This window comes from Arcticibacter tournemirensis (genome assembly GCF_006716645.1).
Lineage (GTDB): Bacteria > Bacteroidota > Bacteroidia > Sphingobacteriales > Sphingobacteriaceae > Arcticibacter > Arcticibacter tournemirensis.
This window is the reverse complement of record NZ_VFPL01000001.1, coordinates 738009-753811: the sequence shown is the minus strand read 5'-3', so window position 1 is coordinate 753811 and position 15803 is coordinate 738009. Positions and strand designations below refer to the sequence as shown.

Annotated in this window: 17 protein-coding genes; 2 read left to right on the top strand and 15 right to left on the bottom strand. The window is 42.3% G+C overall.

Annotation, left to right across the window (positions count from 1 at the left end):
- Positions 1-439: 439 nt before the first annotated feature.
- Complete coding sequence (gene dapF / locus BDE36_RS03270) at positions 440-1231, top strand: diaminopimelate epimerase (protein WP_128767841.1); 792 nt, start codon at positions 440-442, stop codon at positions 1229-1231.
- 12 nt (positions 1232-1243) lie between these two features.
- Here the strand turns inward: dapF and BDE36_RS03265 are convergent, their stop codons facing one another.
- Positions 1244-1441, bottom strand: coding sequence for a hypothetical protein (locus BDE36_RS03265; protein WP_128767842.1), 198 nt, complete (start codon positions 1439-1441; stop codon positions 1244-1246).
- 115 nt (positions 1442-1556) lie between these two features.
- On the opposite strand from BDE36_RS03265, the gene aspS reads away from it, so the two are divergent.
- Positions 1557-3302, top strand: coding sequence for an aspartate--tRNA ligase (gene aspS / locus BDE36_RS03260; RefSeq protein WP_141813715.1), 1746 nt, complete (start codon positions 1557-1559; stop codon positions 3300-3302).
- Between the two features lie 96 nt (positions 3303-3398).
- Here aspS and rfbA read toward each other — a convergent pair whose 3' ends face one another.
- The 14 genes from rfbA to upp form a co-directional block, all read right to left on the bottom strand.
- The gene (gene rfbA / locus BDE36_RS03255) at positions 3399-4259 is read right to left on the bottom strand and encodes a glucose-1-phosphate thymidylyltransferase RfbA (RefSeq protein WP_141813714.1); all 861 of its coding nucleotides are present in this window, start codon (positions 4257-4259) and stop codon (positions 3399-3401) included.
- A gap of 62 nt (positions 4260-4321) precedes the next feature.
- Complete coding sequence (gene rfbD, locus BDE36_RS03250) at positions 4322-5275, bottom strand: dTDP-4-dehydrorhamnose reductase (RefSeq protein ID WP_141813713.1); 954 nt, start codon at positions 5273-5275, stop codon at positions 4322-4324.
- A 24-nt stretch (positions 5276-5299) separates the two neighbouring features.
- The gene (locus BDE36_RS03245) at positions 5300-5860 is read right to left on the bottom strand and encodes a DUF3109 family protein (protein WP_141813712.1); all 561 of its coding nucleotides are present in this window, start codon (positions 5858-5860) and stop codon (positions 5300-5302) included.
- Between the two features lie 160 nt (positions 5861-6020).
- Entirely contained in the window at positions 6021-6776 is a 756-nt protein-coding gene (locus tag BDE36_RS03240; RefSeq protein ID WP_128767847.1) for a DUF3108 domain-containing protein, read from the bottom strand.
- A gap of 93 nt (positions 6777-6869) precedes the next feature.
- Positions 6870-7385: a DUF2480 family protein gene (locus BDE36_RS03235; RefSeq protein ID WP_141813711.1), complete on the bottom strand. Its 516-nt coding sequence runs from the start codon at positions 7383-7385 to the stop codon at positions 6870-6872.
- 160 nt (positions 7386-7545) lie between these two features.
- Positions 7546-9645 (bottom strand): SurA N-terminal domain-containing protein, encoded by a 2100-nt coding sequence (locus BDE36_RS03230; protein ID WP_317132925.1) that lies wholly within the window; start codon positions 9643-9645, stop codon positions 7546-7548.
- A 105-nt stretch (positions 9646-9750) separates the two neighbouring features.
- Entirely contained in the window at positions 9751-10320 is a 570-nt protein-coding gene (gene lptC / locus BDE36_RS03225; RefSeq protein WP_235904394.1) for an LPS export ABC transporter periplasmic protein LptC, read from the bottom strand.
- A gap of 3 nt (positions 10321-10323) precedes the next feature.
- Positions 10324-11622 carry a BamG family beta-barrel-assembly machinery protein gene (gene bamG / locus BDE36_RS03220; protein WP_141813709.1) on the bottom strand — a complete coding sequence of 433 codons (1299 nt, stop codon included), beginning with the start codon at positions 11620-11622 and terminating at the stop codon, positions 10324-10326.
- The gene (locus tag BDE36_RS03215; RefSeq protein ID WP_141813708.1) at positions 11615-12358 is read right to left on the bottom strand and encodes a type III pantothenate kinase; all 744 of its coding nucleotides are present in this window, start codon (positions 12356-12358) and stop codon (positions 11615-11617) included. The genes bamG and BDE36_RS03215 overlap by 8 nt, the downstream gene beginning before the upstream one ends.
- Positions 12358-12507 carry a hypothetical protein gene (locus tag BDE36_RS23530; RefSeq protein ID WP_161987524.1) on the bottom strand — a complete coding sequence of 50 codons (150 nt, stop codon included), beginning with the start codon at positions 12505-12507 and terminating at the stop codon, positions 12358-12360. The genes BDE36_RS03215 and BDE36_RS23530 overlap by 1 nt, the downstream gene beginning before the upstream one ends.
- Positions 12508-12780: 273 nt before the next feature.
- A complete protein-coding gene (locus tag BDE36_RS03210) occupies positions 12781-13755 on the bottom strand; it encodes a DUF6427 family protein (RefSeq protein WP_141813707.1) in 975 nt (324 codons plus the stop codon).
- A gap of 63 nt (positions 13756-13818) precedes the next feature.
- Positions 13819-14337 carry a DinB family protein gene (locus BDE36_RS03205; RefSeq protein ID WP_141813706.1) on the bottom strand — a complete coding sequence of 173 codons (519 nt, stop codon included), beginning with the start codon at positions 14335-14337 and terminating at the stop codon, positions 13819-13821.
- Positions 14334-15026 (bottom strand): YjjG family noncanonical pyrimidine nucleotidase, encoded by a 693-nt coding sequence (locus BDE36_RS03200; RefSeq protein WP_141813705.1) that lies wholly within the window; start codon positions 15024-15026, stop codon positions 14334-14336. The genes BDE36_RS03205 and BDE36_RS03200 overlap by 4 nt, the downstream gene beginning before the upstream one ends.
- Position 15027: 1 nt before the next feature.
- Positions 15028-15669: a uracil phosphoribosyltransferase gene (gene upp / locus BDE36_RS03195; protein ID WP_141813704.1), complete on the bottom strand. Its 642-nt coding sequence runs from the start codon at positions 15667-15669 to the stop codon at positions 15028-15030.
- Between the last annotated feature and the right edge of the window lie 134 nt (positions 15670-15803).

The window sequence follows — 15803 nt, the reverse complement described above, 5'->3', positions numbered from 1 at the left end:
TGTGTGCGTTTCTTAGTTCAAAAGTAATACCACTGAAACTGATTATGCAACTTCCTGGTATCTCATTTTGTGTTAAAAAATGTTAAAGATAATTTGAAAAGTAGTTCTCATAGCTGGAAGGATAGGTCAAAATTGCCTTTAAAACGGAAAAACGCGATGAAATGCTTACCTGACCCCAAGTGTGAAGAAAAGACCCCCTGGTAGCCATAGTCTCTCACCAAACCCTTATCAGTGCCTGACCGGAGCCTGATCTTGTCAGCATCTCGTCAGCATCTCCTCAGGATCATGTCAGACTAAAGTCTGACGAGAGTCTGACATGATGCTGACAAGAGTCTAATGAGATGCTGACGAGATGTGGGATTGGTCAGGCACTGGTAAGCCATTCTACAGGCATTTGGGATAAAAGTGTATCTTTACATATTCATTTTCCCCTTTACAAATGTCAGATCTCCATTTCTATAAGTATCAGGGAGCCGGAAACGACTTTATCCTGATTGATAACCGCGACAACGTCGTTAACCACCAGCAGCCGGAGCTGATCGCTGCTTTATGCAATCGCCGGTTTGGTATCGGTGCCGACGGCATAATGTTCCTGCAGCAAAAAGAAGGATACGATTTTGAAATGGTTTATTACAACGCTGATGGTAAACCCAGTAGCATGTGCGGGAACGGCGGACGTTGTATAGTTGCCTTTGCAAAGCATCTAAACATCATACACGATGAAACTAACTTTCTGGCAGTCGATGGACCTCATTATGCCAAAATTTCAGAAGATGGCAGCTGGGTGAGTCTTCAAATGATCGACGTTAGCAAAGTCGATTCCGATAAAGATGCACTTGTGTTAAATACGGGTTCGCCTCATTACGTCGCCTGTACTTCGGGGCTAGCCGATAAAAATGTCTATACCGAAGGAAGAACGATACGTAACAGTGAAAAATATAAAGAAGAGGGAATAAACGTCAATTTTGTAGAAGACCAGGGCGATCACTATTTCGTGAGAACTTATGAGCGTGGTGTTGAAGACGAAACCTATGCCTGCGGAACCGGAGTAACTGCTGTCGCTATTGCTATGGCAAAAAGGAAAGGCCTTACCGGTGACGTTAGCACGGCCATTAAAGTACTCGGCGGCGATCTAAATGTTAAGTTTCATACGGATGGCCTGAGATACACAAGTGTTTTTCTTGAGGGCCCCGCAGAATTTGTCTTCGAGGGTAATATACCGTTGAAGTGAGTGCCGGCGTCGCTAATTTTTGAGACTATCGGGAACGCTTACCCTGCTTGTATCACTCCCCGGAGCTTTTAAAGTATCCTCGTCTATATTTCTGCCTGAGCCACGTGGGATAGGGCTTTGTCCGGTAGGATCTACTGATTTTTGTACACTGTTACAGGCAGCAAAAGCGGCAAAGCCAAAGAACATCAGGCGAAAAGCTGTTTTTTTCATCGGTAGTGTATTTCAGATTAAACACGCAGACCGCGGAGTAGTTTCATTAAAAAATTCATTTACTGAAGCCTATCCTTCATCAAAAAAAGTACTTTTGCAAAATAATAAACAACTTATGCACAGAACACATACTTGCGGAGAATTAACCCTTAATGATTTAGGCAAAGAAGTTACTCTTGCCGGCTGGGTGCAGAAATCGCGCGACCTTGGGGGCATGACCTTTATTGACGTCCGTGACCGTTATGGAATCACTCAACTGCTATTCAATATGGATGATAATGCAGGTTTATGTGAGCAGGCTCGCGGACTGTCGAGGGAATTCGTAATAAAGGTAACCGGATTGGTGGTTGAACGTTCTAATAAGAACCCTAAAATGCCAACCGGCGATGTTGAAATAAAAGTTACAAAACTTGAACTGCTGAACGCAGCCAAACTGCCTCCCTTTCTTATTGAAGAAGAAACGGATGGGGGTGACGACCTGCGTATGAAATACAGGTACCTCGACCTGCGTCGCAGTCCGGTGCGTAATAACCTGATCCTTCGTCATAAAATGGCGCAGGAAGTTAGAAAATACCTGGATGCGCAGGATTTTCTGGAAGTGGAAACACCTGTGCTTATAAAGTCGACACCTGAAGGTGCCCGCGACTTTGTAGTGCCGAGCCGCATGAACCCGGGCGAATTCTATGCTTTGCCGCAATCGCCGCAAACGTTTAAGCAATTATTAATGGTTTCGGGCTTTGACCGCTACTTCCAGATTGTTAAGTGTTTCCGCGATGAAGACCTGCGTGCCGACCGCCAGCCTGAGTTTACGCAGATCGACTGTGAGATGGCATTTATTGAGCAGGAGGATATTTTAAATACCTTCGAGGGTCTTATCCGCCACCTCTTCAAGGCGATAAAGGACATTGATATTGATGCTGTTCCGCGTTTGTATTACCAGGACGCTATGCGGATGTATGGCTCAGATAAGCCTGATACACGCTTCGGAATGCTGTTTACTGAATTAAATGAAATTGTAAAAGGACATAGTTTTCCAGTCTTTGATGGTGCGGAGCTTGTGGTCGGCATCAATGCATCCGGCTGTGCGCATTATACACGCAAGCAGCTTGATGAGCTCACTGACTTCATCAAACGCCCGCAAATAGGCGCTACCGGGCTTGTTTATTGCCGGTATAATACTGACGGCACGCTGAAGTCGTCGGTAGATAAGTTTTACAGTGAAGATGAGCTGAAAAAATGGGCAGTGGCATTCAATGCACAGCCAGGTGATCTGATGCTCATCATGGCCGGTCCCACAGAAAAAGTCCGGAAACAATTAAACGAACTGCGCCTGGAAATGGGTAACCGTTTAGGCCTTCGCGATAAGAACAACTTTTCTCCGCTATGGGTACTTGACTTTCCTTTACTGGAATGGGATGAAGAAACTGGTCGTTATCATGCCATGCACCATCCGTTTACTTCACCTAAACCGGAGGATATCGCATTGCTTGATTCAAACCCCGGAGCGGTAAGGGCAAATGCTTACGACCTTGTGATCAACGGAACGGAAGTAGGCGGGGGCTCTATCCGTATACATAGCAGAGATTTGCAATCCCTGATGTTTAAACATCTTGGCTTTACGCCGGAGGAAGCTCAGAAACAGTTCGGATTTTTGATGAACGCTTTTGAATACGGAGCTCCTCCGCACGGAGGTATTGCTTTCGGCTTCGACCGACTGGTATCTATCTTCGCAGGACTTGATTCTATCAGAGACGTTATTGCCTTCCCTAAAAACAACTCGGGCAAGGACGTTATGATTGATTCTCCAGCCACGATTTCTGAGGAACAATTAAAAGAGCTTTGTATTAAAACAACGGTATAGACAGGCAATCTGCAGCTATATTGCTATTGCTTGTTCCATCTGTAACAGAAAAAAGGTCTGCGCCCCGATAGGTGCAGACCTTTTATAATATATAGATCAGCCCAAAATCCGCAATAAGTATTGCCCGTAACCACTCTTCACTAAAGGAGCTGCCGCTACCCGCAACTCGTCAGCTGAAATAAATCCCATACGGTACGCAACCTCTTCGATACAGCCAATTTTAAGCCCCTGGCGCTCTTCTATCACCTGAACGAACTGCCCGGCCTGCATAAGGGATTGAAACGTCCCTGTGTCAAGCCAGGCCGTACCCCGGCTTAAAACACCTACTTTAAGTTTACCTCTTCTGAGATATTCTTTATTCACATCCGTTATTTCGTATTCGCCCCGTACAGACGGCTCAATGCTTTTGGCAATTTGGACGACTTCGTTATCGTAAAAATATAACCCGGGCACAGCAAAGTTAGATTTGGGGGCCACCGGCTTTTCTTCTATCGAAATAACGTTATTATCTCCGTCGAACTCTACCACACCGTATCTTTCTGGGTCGGATACCTGATAGGCGAATACCACTCCCCCATCCGGCTCCTTCATCTGCTGTAACAATACCGAAAGCCCGTCGCCATAAAATATATTATCTCCGAGGATCAGGGCAACACTATCATTTCCTACAAACTCCTCTCCTATTACAAAAGCCTGAGCCAGACCATTTGGCACTTCCTGCACCTTATACGTAAAACGACAGCCAATTCGCGATCCATCCCCCAGTAACCGTTCAAAGTTAGGAAGATCCTGAGGTGTTGAAATAATGAGGATTTCCCGAATACCCGCAAGCATTAATATCGAAAGGGGATAATAGATCATCGGTTTATCATAAACCGGCATCATTTGTTTGCTTGTTGCCAGCGTAAGGGGGTGAAGCCTGGTTCCGGATCCCCCTGCAAGTATGATTCCTTTCATTATATTGATCTTAGTTAAAGTTACAGGTCGTTTCTATATTAAATTAAGTTCTTTCAAGTATTCTAGCTATCCAGTTTCCCCGCGGCATCTGCATCCGGGTCCTGCAGTTTACCAATACAATCAGACAGGCTGTCGCGCCAGTAAGGGATTTCTAAACCAAAAGTATCTTTAATCTTTGACTTATCCATCACAGAAAAGGCCGGTCTTGCGGCTTTTGTAACATATTCTGATGTCTTTACAGGTTTCAATTTTACAGTCGTACCGCTCAGGTCGAATATCGCCTTTGCAAAATCATACCATGAGGCGACGCCCTCGTTGCTGTAATGATATATTCCGTATGCCTGAACATCGGACTGAATGATATCGAAGATTGCTGAGGCCAGATCCATACCGTAGGTAGGCGTGCCCACCTGATCAACAATTACCCCCAGTTCATCTCTCTCCCTTCCAAGTTTGAGCATGGTTTTAACAAAATTATTTCCATACTCCGAATACAACCAGCTGGTACGAAGGATATAATACTTGTGTATGATGCCGGCGAGCGCTGCCTCTCCCTGTAACTTGGTAAGCCCATAGATATTTATGGGCCTGGCAGGCTCCGTTTCTCCTAAGAGTTTGGGAACATCGCCCTCGAAAACAAAATCGGTTGAGATATGGATAAGGGTGGACTGATGCGCACGGCAGACTGTTGCCAGGTTAGCCACTCCATCCCTGTTTACTTTCCGTGCGGTATCAATTTCGTCTTCGGCCCTGTCGACTGCTGTATAGGCGGCACAATTGATAACATATGCTGGCGTCTCATCAGCAAAAACCTTCGCTACAATATCCTTGTCAAGAATATCGGCTTTTTCCTCTGGAAGAAAATTTATATTCTTAATGCCCCTTACCGCCGCTTGTTGTTGAAGACACTGTCCCAGCTGACCAGAGGCGCCGAAGACAATTATTCTAGTACCCAAATCTGCCGGGGGGATATTTACTTCCGAAGCAGAAAGACTTGTATAATTTATATCGTTCATATTTGATACAGGTACAGGAAGCTATCAGATGTTAACCGCTCCCTCCAGCTCGTTAAACCAGTCTTCTCCATATTTCCTTATAAGAGGCTCCTTTAAAAACTGGTAAACTGGTATTTTAAGTTCTTTCCCGAAAGAACAAGCCGACTTACAAATGTGCCAGCGATCGTAATTTAAGACATCGAATTCCGGATACTCTGTAATCCGTATTGGATAAAGATGACAAGAGATTGGCTTTTTCCAATTGACACGTCCTTCGGCCCAGGCTTTTTCAATAGCGCATTTACTCACACCATCTTCTGATATTACATAAGCGCATTCTTTATTTCCATCAATGCAGGGAGTTGTGTAATCTCCTTCGAAATCACGTACCCATGTACCATTCTGCTCTACGGTCTCAATACCTTTTTGAGTCATATATGGTTTCACATGCTCATATATCTCATCCAGTATCTTCAGCTCGCTTTTTTCAAGAGGAGCCCCGGCATCACCTTCCACGCAGCATGCACCTTTGCATTTATCCAGGTGGCATACAAAATTCTCTTCTAAAATATCCTCATGCACTAAAGTCTGCTGTACCTCTAACATATTATTCTATTTAAAACGCAAATGTCGGAAATATTTGGTTGGGAAACAGGGATTTTAAGCTACAGGTTTATTATTAACCATTACAACATGTAAAGTAATGGAAATATCGCTAACTACAATTTCGGTTGCGGCGATAAGGAGTCGATTAAACAGTGCGTAGCTAGTATCTCAGTCCTTTGGCAGAAGTTATCTCTAAAGTGACAGAACCCACGAGAATCTCTACCTGCGCTTTGACAGGAATACGGTTTCCGTCGTCAGTAATCCATAGATAAAGCTTACTGTCTTTACGAAAGATACGACCTGGTTTAATAGAGGGGTTAAATTTCAAACAATTAAAAGTGCCTATCGGGGTTTTAACCTTTTCTTTACCTACATAGGTGATTTTTAAGTCGGAAACTTCATCGTCGAGGAAATAAGGAATAGTAAACTGAGTTCCAATCTTTACCGAAGACAGATCGAGACTACGGGCGAAATAGAATGCGGAAACAAGATCGAAGGTTTTATCCTTTCCTTTAAATGTTCCTTTGTTTCCCACTACTTTTTCCTGGTCCTGATAAAAGCGCACCTTGTCAACCCGGCGGTAATTGGCTTCCCGAATATTCTCGGTATAAAGGTACGGTATCAGTTCAGTGCGGTCAATGTACGAATCATAGCGGTTCCTTACCTTATAGAAGAGATTGAAAGATGCGGCAGTTCTACCCTGAGCCACCAGGTGGTAAACTGCCTTGTTATCGAATTTAACATCTGAATCAAGAACATTTAATGTAGCTTCAGCAGCTGTAATAAAACCATACCGCAAACGATACTTTAATTCTTCTCCGGGTTTAAAGGCGGGTTCTTTCCTATTCTCCAGATTCTGAGAAAAGACCGTTTGGGTAAACAGAAAAAAAGGAAGCAGAAATAAAACTCTTCTCATACTATCAATTGCCCTGCCGCTTTTGAACACCATAAATTATATATCTTCATTTGTATTATCAGGTAAGTTAACAATTTCTGTGATCTTACTAATCTAATCTTTACGTTTAAATACTGGCACGGTAGAGCATGGCTCTCCGTACATCACGCTTTTTGCAACTTTAGTGAGCCTGGTTGTAAGATCTACATAAGCAGAGATCGGCACTGTAACATCGCCGCAACCCTTTACAACCACACGTTTGTCGCGATAGCTTTCCATATCAAGCGTTTCCAGGGCCTTTTGAAAAAGGACTGTTTCCAATGTATCAAGAGATCCGAAAACAACTTCTCTGGCATATGGAGCCATTCTGTTAGCCAGCAACATATAAGCCCAGGTAGGAACAATAGCATCCGATGAACAGATAATTGCTACATTTTTACCTGTGTATTGCTCCCAATCATGGTCCTTCACAAACTCGCGAAAGTCTTTCTCTTTAAGTATCAATCCATGAAACAGATTGTCTTTTATATCGTAAGTTACCCGCTCGCCACGTGGATAAAAGTCGGCTAAATCAAAGCTGACCAGACCACTCTGCGCCACGCGGTTTACTATGTTCTCGTTAATATCCATTTTATTCAGCTATTTCAAATGTCAAAGATCGACACTTAAAAACCAAACCCTATAAGCATAAAGTAAAAACTTTAAAACTGATATTGTTTTAAATGCTATGCTATTAAATAAAAAAAGTCCGGAAAATTTCTCTTCCGGACCTCTATTTCTAATTGCTCTTCTAGAAAAACTTCAAGCGGTAATCCTTTATATCGGCTTTGTCGCGCAATACATCGAGCACCTGTCCCTGAGCCCTTTGATCTATAGTCTGGGACATTTGTTGTTTTTGACTGAAGGTATTGGTTAACGGTGCAGGATTAGTAAAACCATTCACCTGTACCAGGTAAACACCCTGCTCTCCTTCAATTACTTTAGAAAGTTTGCGGGGTTCAAGGCCAAATACCGTACCCACTACTTTATTTTCCTGTGCAACACCCGGGATTATAGGGTTTGCAAATACTACGTTCTGCACTGGCTGAACAGGTCTTCCAAGTTTTGAAGCAACCTGTTGAATAGATGAAGCGCCTGCGAGGGCCTTCTCAATTTTTTCAGATAGCATGCGTGCTTTAACCTGGTTGCGAACCATCGGCTCAATTTCTTTTTTAACCTTCTCAAGAGGAAGAATACCCTTCTTACGAATATCGCTGAGTCTGGCAACAACATACGTATTTTCCATCTCAAATACTTTTTCGGAAACATCTCCTTCTTTGGCTTCGAAGGCCCAGCGCACAAGCTCACGCGGGTTATCCAACCCAGAGACTGAAGACTGAGAAGGGCTAACATTCTCGGCTACTAATTTCCGAAGCTTATGCTTTTGTGCATATTCATCAAACGCTTTTGAATCGTTTACTGCGCCAAGAAACTCTGAAGCTTTAGAATATGCAGCCTGCTGAGTTTGATTGCTGCTGGCAACTACCTTGTCAAGAACCGCTACTTTCGCCACCTTCGATGAACCTACCTGTTTATCAATCCTTACAACGTGAACGCCATACTGAGTGGCAACCACTTTAAGATCACCTGTGTGTCCGTTGAAAACAGCTTCTTCAAATGCCGGAATCATAGATCCTCTGGCAAATGTACCAAGGTCGCCTCCCTTTTCTTTAGTACCGTCAGAACCAAACTTATTAGCAAGTTCGGCAAAGTTTGCGCCTTTACTGATCAGGTTTCTAAGAGAATCAGCTATCGATTTTGCCTTGTCAAGTCCGCCTACGGTAGCTGGGTTAATTAAAATATGACTGGCCTTTACAGAGTCGGGACTCATTCTTACATCGACAACTTTTGCCACTTTAAATGCGCCATTGCTAAACACTGGTCCAATCACTGCTCCTACACTAGCATTGAATACAGCTGAATCCAGTACCGGATCTAACTGTCCTTTTCTTACATAGGTTACGGGTGTCTTGGTATCAGAATTTACACTTACGAAAAGAGAATCGTTGGCTGTAGCTTTAAAGTCTGCAGTAAGCTTCGTTATTAGCTGCTTTGCCCCAACTGAATCGGCCTTTGAAGGACTTGCGTCAAAAACCACATAATCGAAAGACCGTGATTCTTCTCTATTGTAAAACCTCTTCTTATTCTTATTATAGTATTCCTGATAATCGTCGTCAGTTAAAGTTACCTTGTTATCGGGAATAGAAGCATACTCGAGATTTACATAATTAAAGCTGGCAAGTTTATTACGCTGTAAATATTCCTCGCGAGCTTCGAGGGAAGTTACATAGATACTGTTTCTTACCAGATTATTGTATTTCTGAAATAAACGGCTACGTTTTAATCCTACAAGAAAGTTACCCCATTGCTCCCTCATTGGGTTGCCTGCCTGAGATTCTATATTATTAAGGAAGGTATTTAACTGAGCTCTGTTTATCTCGCCGGTCTTTGGATCACCGAAAGCCTGAACAACCTGAGGATCGGGGTTCTTACCAGTTAGCATGTCGTTAATTTCTACCTTACCAACCTCAAGACCCAGTCTTTTAACTTCATTGTTTAGAAGCATTTCGCTCACTGTTTGATTCCATGTGTTTTCAACAACGTACGAAGCCATCTGAGGATTCAAACTCGACTGTCCCATCTGTTGTTTAAACTGGGCTTCATTCTGCTCCACTTTTGCTCTGAACTCATCAATATTGATTGGCTTACCGGCAACCTCGCCAACTTCAGTCTGGTTCCCTCTTAAAAAAGGACTACCAACCCGTAAAGCATCACCGACCAAAAAAGCTACTATTGCAAAACCAATTGCCCCTACAAGGATAATACCTGCACGGTTCCGCAAAAAATTCATTATTCCCATATGTTCTAAACTTTATTCATATTCTAAAAGAGGGCGCAAGATACAATTTTTAAAAAAAAATACTAACAGAAATTACACTATCAAACCTTTTAGAAATCACTCAATTAAACCGCTGTTTGACGGGAAGTTACCGGTGGCGTCACTTAACTCCCAGTGTTTAAAGTTCTCATCGCTCGAAAAGCCATTACCAAATATCACGTTTCCATTAGGCTGAGTAACAGTGACCAATTTGGTCGAATAAATAGGATAGGGCCTTTTAGGGTCCCAGATCAATTCGTCTGACTTGAATACATCGCCCTTCACACTGGTTCCGACAACGTTCTTTCTCATCTCCACAATGCGGCTCTTTTCATGCATAATTGCATAGTCGGAAGTTATCCTGCTGCTTTCTTTTTGATTCTGATCAAAAAATATAACAGTTGTACCTTTCGGCATTTCATAATAAGGAGTTACAGTTTTATAGTAATTGAGCACAGGAGTGAGAACCTTTGCCTTCACCACAGCCGAGTCGCTGTAAATGACCTCTACACCGATTGATTTATCTACTTGCGCAGATTGTCCTTTCGCCGCTACCTTTTCGACCTCCTTAAGATCATTCTCACAGGAGCTTAAAAAAGAGCATGCGGCAACAGCTATTGTTAATCCGATAGCATGAACACGTTTCAAACCTTAATCAAATTTATATCTCCGGAACCATTGATCATTAAGGGTAAACCCTAAATGGATATTAATGTAGCGTTCGCGGACCAGGTTGTTAGATTCTGTACCGCGCTGCCCTAATTCCGCTGCGACGTTTATTTTATAAAAGGTTGTACGGGTAGGACTGGCCTGAAGCGGGAATCCAAAACCAAGAGTTACGGCCATCTGCTTAATATCCGTATTATTGATCCTCATATTGGTTTTATCGTAGGCAAAACCTAAGCGATAGTCCATTACCTTCAAATAGCTGCCTACTGAATTAATATCGGGTGTTATCTGACCTCCTACGGATATACCGTACGAATTCTGAATCTCACCTGGATTCTCATTACCTTCGCGATAATTATCCCATTGACCTAATCTTAAATCGGCTCCCAAAAGCCATTTATTAACTTTCTCTACGGTGAACCCAACCGTATGCATAATGGGCAGCTTAAGTGTTTTTGTAGCAGAACTATACTGATATGCAGTATCGGCAGCGACTTCTTCTTCTCCTCCGGCTCCTTTTATATAGCGGGTGAAGACACTACTTTCGTCCAAATCAAGCTTTGAAGAAGCAGTACCCGCATACCCCAGTACAAGTCTCGTGTTCTTAGATAAATTACCGGTATACTGGAGGCCATAATCAAAGTTGAAGCCTCCTATGCTGCTGCTGCTTTGCTGCCTGGTATTAAAAGCCGAGAAATCATTTACGAACTCCAGAGAACTGCTTCTTTCGAGTTTGCCAAATATGTATGAAGCATTAGCACCGATGCTGAAATGCTTTCCTAATTGAATGCCATAACCAAAGTATGCCTTAGAAAGTCCTCCGTCTCCGCTGTACAAGTGATCTACCATACTTGTATCCAGGGCTCCTCTAACACGTGTTTGGTAACCGAGACTACTGTAGGGGAGGATACCGAAACTTAAAGCCGACGTTTTAGTTACGGGAATACCAAATACAAGATGACTTAACGATCCTGTAAAATCGCCTTCTGAGACACCACCTTTGCTACGATCAAGTATTTCTCCTGAAATACCAGCATCAAAGGTAGTGAGTTGAATAGCTGAATACGAGGCCGGGTTAGCCAAATTTACATTATTGTAAGCGCCTGGTTTACGTAAACCGGCAGAAATACCTCCCATAGCTCTGCTCTGCGGAAGGAGAGACCTGTTTAGAAGTCCCGGTCCGAGTTGCGAATATGTGGAACTTGTAGTGGTTTGCGCCGCTGCACTTAAAGAGCCGGCAAAAATCCAAAGGAAAAATATATTTTTTAAAATTCTACTCATTATGCTGATGAATAACTTCGTTTAAACCAATAAGAACCAGATAGGGTTCGGTCTTTACAATGCCGGCAAAGATGCTATTTTTCAACCGTCTGTCAAAAAAATTCATATCTCCGCCGCAAAGAAGTACTTTGAGGTTAGAATGCTTGTTATAAAAACTGTTAATAAATCCTGTTACTTCAAAAATAATTCCGTTACTAACTCCCGATACCAGCGCGCTTTTTGTATCCTGCCCATATTCTGAATCGAAAGCATCATTAAACTCAACTAACGGAAGCCGTCCGGTAAAAGTATGCATAGCCTTTAATCGCATGCCAATCCCCGGTGATATACTTCCGCCATAATAGTTACTTTCACTATCAATAAAGTCATATGTGACACAAGTACCGGCATCAATTATCAGACAATTAGTTCGTGGCATTACGGCCCTCGCTCCAATCACTGCTGCATATCTGTCCAAACCTAATGTTAAGGGCGTTTTATAGTGATTCACTATCCCCGCCTGAACGCTGGCGTCGAAACGAAAGTACCTGCACCTGGCGCTGAGATATGTTTCAAGTTCTACCGCACTATTCCTTACAGAAGAAACAATCGCATTATGAATCTCGTATTTCTGAAACCATGCTGATATCGTTTGTTCTGTTACATCTATTGTAGTCGCGAACTCCTGTAGTTTCCGGTTATCAAACAGAGCGATTTTGGAAAAGGTATTTCCTATGTCTATAACCAGATTCACCATTAGCACTGAACGGTTCTTATCGATTCAAAAATACATGGATAGTCTGTATCCCAGAGCTTAACAACCTGCTGATATGAGATTTGCCCGGCAACTTCAATGCTGTCCTTATCATATTTCAATCTGGTAAAAACGGCAGCTGCGATCTTCATGATACAAAACTATCTAAATTTTGATTGCCTGTATCTTTTATTTTGTTAAAAAAGGTTAAGGAAGAGGAGTGATAGTAGTATCAAGTATATAGTATCAAGTATCAAGACAGGACGCATAGTGGCATTTAAGTAATACAGCTAATAGATGACCGGATCCTTTCGACTGACAACGAACTTCTTAACTCCTGTTTCCTGATTCTTTTTTCTGAGACTTGTCTTGATACCTGATACTAATATCTTGATACTTGATACTTATGTCTTGATACTATCGACTTACACAAACTGAAAATAAATTATAAACGCTGCCAGGAGCAGATAGACGCTTTCGTAAAACCAACGTTTTGTAGCATTTAAAAAGAAGTGAGACATAAAGATGGCGAGGGCCGGTATTGCCAAAAGAAAGTGGTAAATTTCATACTCGATGCTTAGTGAGAACGATAATATAGAAAAGAGCAACAGGAACAAAAGAATAAAATAAGCTTTACGTACATGGACATTGCTGCGGTAAAACTTATGCCATATTGTAAACGCAGATGATACCAGTATCAGCAGAACAGGAATAAGCACAATATAATCATACGGGTTTACATGGAAACCGGGATGAAAAGCTTTTACCAGTGGAACTGTTTTAAAAAAATCGTTAAGGGAGCCGTTTAGATAATAAACCGTCATAACAAAAAAGCAGATCGTGATGAAGCCCGTAAGTCCGGCGACCCACTCTCTCCAGTTAAACGGCCTGAAAATTATAAGGGATATCCACAACAAGGGAAGCATTGCGATAAAAGGAAAGTAAATTAACGTCCCTGCAGCTACTATCATTCCCAGATCAAATAATACCGAAAGCACTTTTTCCCGCCGGTAAATGCTCATGAATTTTTCTATCATCCACAGAACCAGAAAATTGGCGATTAGAACGGGATTAAGGACGATGAAAGGCTCCAGAAGAGCGGTGGCTGTAACATACAGCAACGCTGGCATAAAAGAAGGTTTTCCTAAAAGATTATAGTTATTAACGATCCTGTTAAGCAGTATTGCCTGTATCAGGACAACAACAGTTGCATAAAAAACACTGCTGAATGGCGTAAAAAGATCTTCAGGGATATTTATGAGTAAGCCAGTATAGGATTCCAGAAGAGAAAAGCTGGATGAGTCAGGTAATCTTAGTAAAACGCCCGTTCGTAATATTATGGCTATTACAACCAGAAATATCAGGTTAACGGGATTTAAACTGCGGAACTGATTGATCATACCTCAACTGGGATTTTAAACGGCAATATTAGGATAAAAGCAGCGAATGCTGAAAATTATATGTCATCGTTTTGAATCCTTCATTTTTTGCAGACTCTTAAAGTGATAGATGCTGTATATTTCGATGAAGCGGATCCACTCGTTGCAGTTCAGCATGCCCAGCCTCTGATGTCGTATTCGCTGGTAGGGTGAGCATTTTAAGATTTTAGGCATCAGCTCATTAAGCTTGCCTGTAAACTTAATAAGGTCGTTCTTTGCTTCTTCCTTAGTTATAACTTTCACGATAGCACTGATATTAGCTGGAATTCGTATCCGACCAGGTGGAAGCTGGCCAAAATATAAGATAAGGCGGCTTATCAAGGGTGCAACATCTCTTTTCTGTTGCTGCTTACCGTAAATACACCTCTCAACAGCCAGAAGTGAACGCATGTTGACCTGAATAATATGGCAATAGATTTCAGCATAGGACCATCTGCCGTTTTCGGGTTTTCTGCAAAATTCCTCTTCAGAAAAATCCTTAAGGGCCTCCTGGTAATCATTAATAACCCTTAGAATAGATTCGGCACACAACCTGGTATTCATAACAAGTTCATTAATTCGTATAACTGTGTTACTTGTACTTCTACATCTTCGGGTTTTGGTTTACCGCCGGGGTTAAAATAAATAGCACTCATTCCATAGCTCAACGCACCCCTTATGTCTGCTTCCAAGCTGTCTCCAACCATCAGGCTCTCCTCCTTTTGCGCTCCTGCACCCTTCAATGCGAAATCAAAAATGGCCCTGTCAGGCTTGTTAAAGCCTACATTCTCAGATATTACTACAGTTTTAAAATATCTCTCCAATCCGCAGAGATCTACCTTCATTTGGGTAGATTCTAAAAACCCATTTGAAATGAGATGCAGACTGTACCTTTCTTCCAAATAGCTTAAGGTCTCATGAACGTGGGGAAAAAGATTTGTCTTCGTCGGACAGATACGGACATAGTCATCTTCAAAAAGAGTAGGTATTATCTCAGGCGGCACACCAAGATCGAGGAAAGTCTTTTTAAAACGGGTCTGCCTCAGCTGGTCTTTCGAAATCTTTCCCTCATGATATGAAGTCCATAGTTCATGATTGTTTTTTGTATAGGTGTCAATGAAGGTATCTGCACAGGAAACACCTAATTCGTCGAGCTCATAGGTTTTATATAACTCCTGCAGTGTTTCCTCCGCATTTTTATCAAAATCCCATAGCGTATGGTCTAAATCGAAAAAAATGTGCTTATACCTCATGTCACTCTTTTATTCCAAAAGCGAGATCGCCCGCGTCGCCTAATCCTGGAACAATATATGCCTTGGTGGTCATTTCCTCGTCGACGGCTCCCAGCCATAATCTAGCTTTTGGCAGGTTTGCCTTTACATAAGCCACCCCTTCGGTACTGGCTATTACAGATACGATATGCAACTGCTTGATCTTATACTGATCGAGCAACTCTTTACAGCTTAAGACTATGCTTCTTCCGGTTGCGAGCATTGTATCGGCCACTATAACAATCTTGCCGTTTAAGTCTGGGCTGGTTACATATTCCTTTTGAATAACAAAGCCGTCGTCTTTAGTTGTCTGCCTGTACGCTGCAATAAAGGCAGAATCAGCTTTATCAAAGTAATTAAGCAGACCCTGATGAAGCGGCAGCCCGGCGCGAAGAATAGTTGCAAGAACCGGGTGTTCTTCCACTACTGAAACGAGAGCCGTACCGAGAGGGGTCTCAAACTCTGTATCTATATACGCTAAAGTTTTACTGATTTCGTAAGCAAAGATCTCCCCCAGGCGTTCGAGATTTTTACGAAAACGCATACTATCCTGCTGTATCTGAGCATCCCGTAATTCTGCCAGGAAATTATTTCCAATCGAGGGCGTATTATTTAAAACAAACATATAATGATAAAAATAAGCATTTCTATCTTATAGAAGTAATATAATCGGCAAATGTTGCGCTGGCATTAAATGAATATTCAACTAAACTAAAATACCAGAACAGCGTTTTGCTTTAATGGCGCTAGTGAATGCTT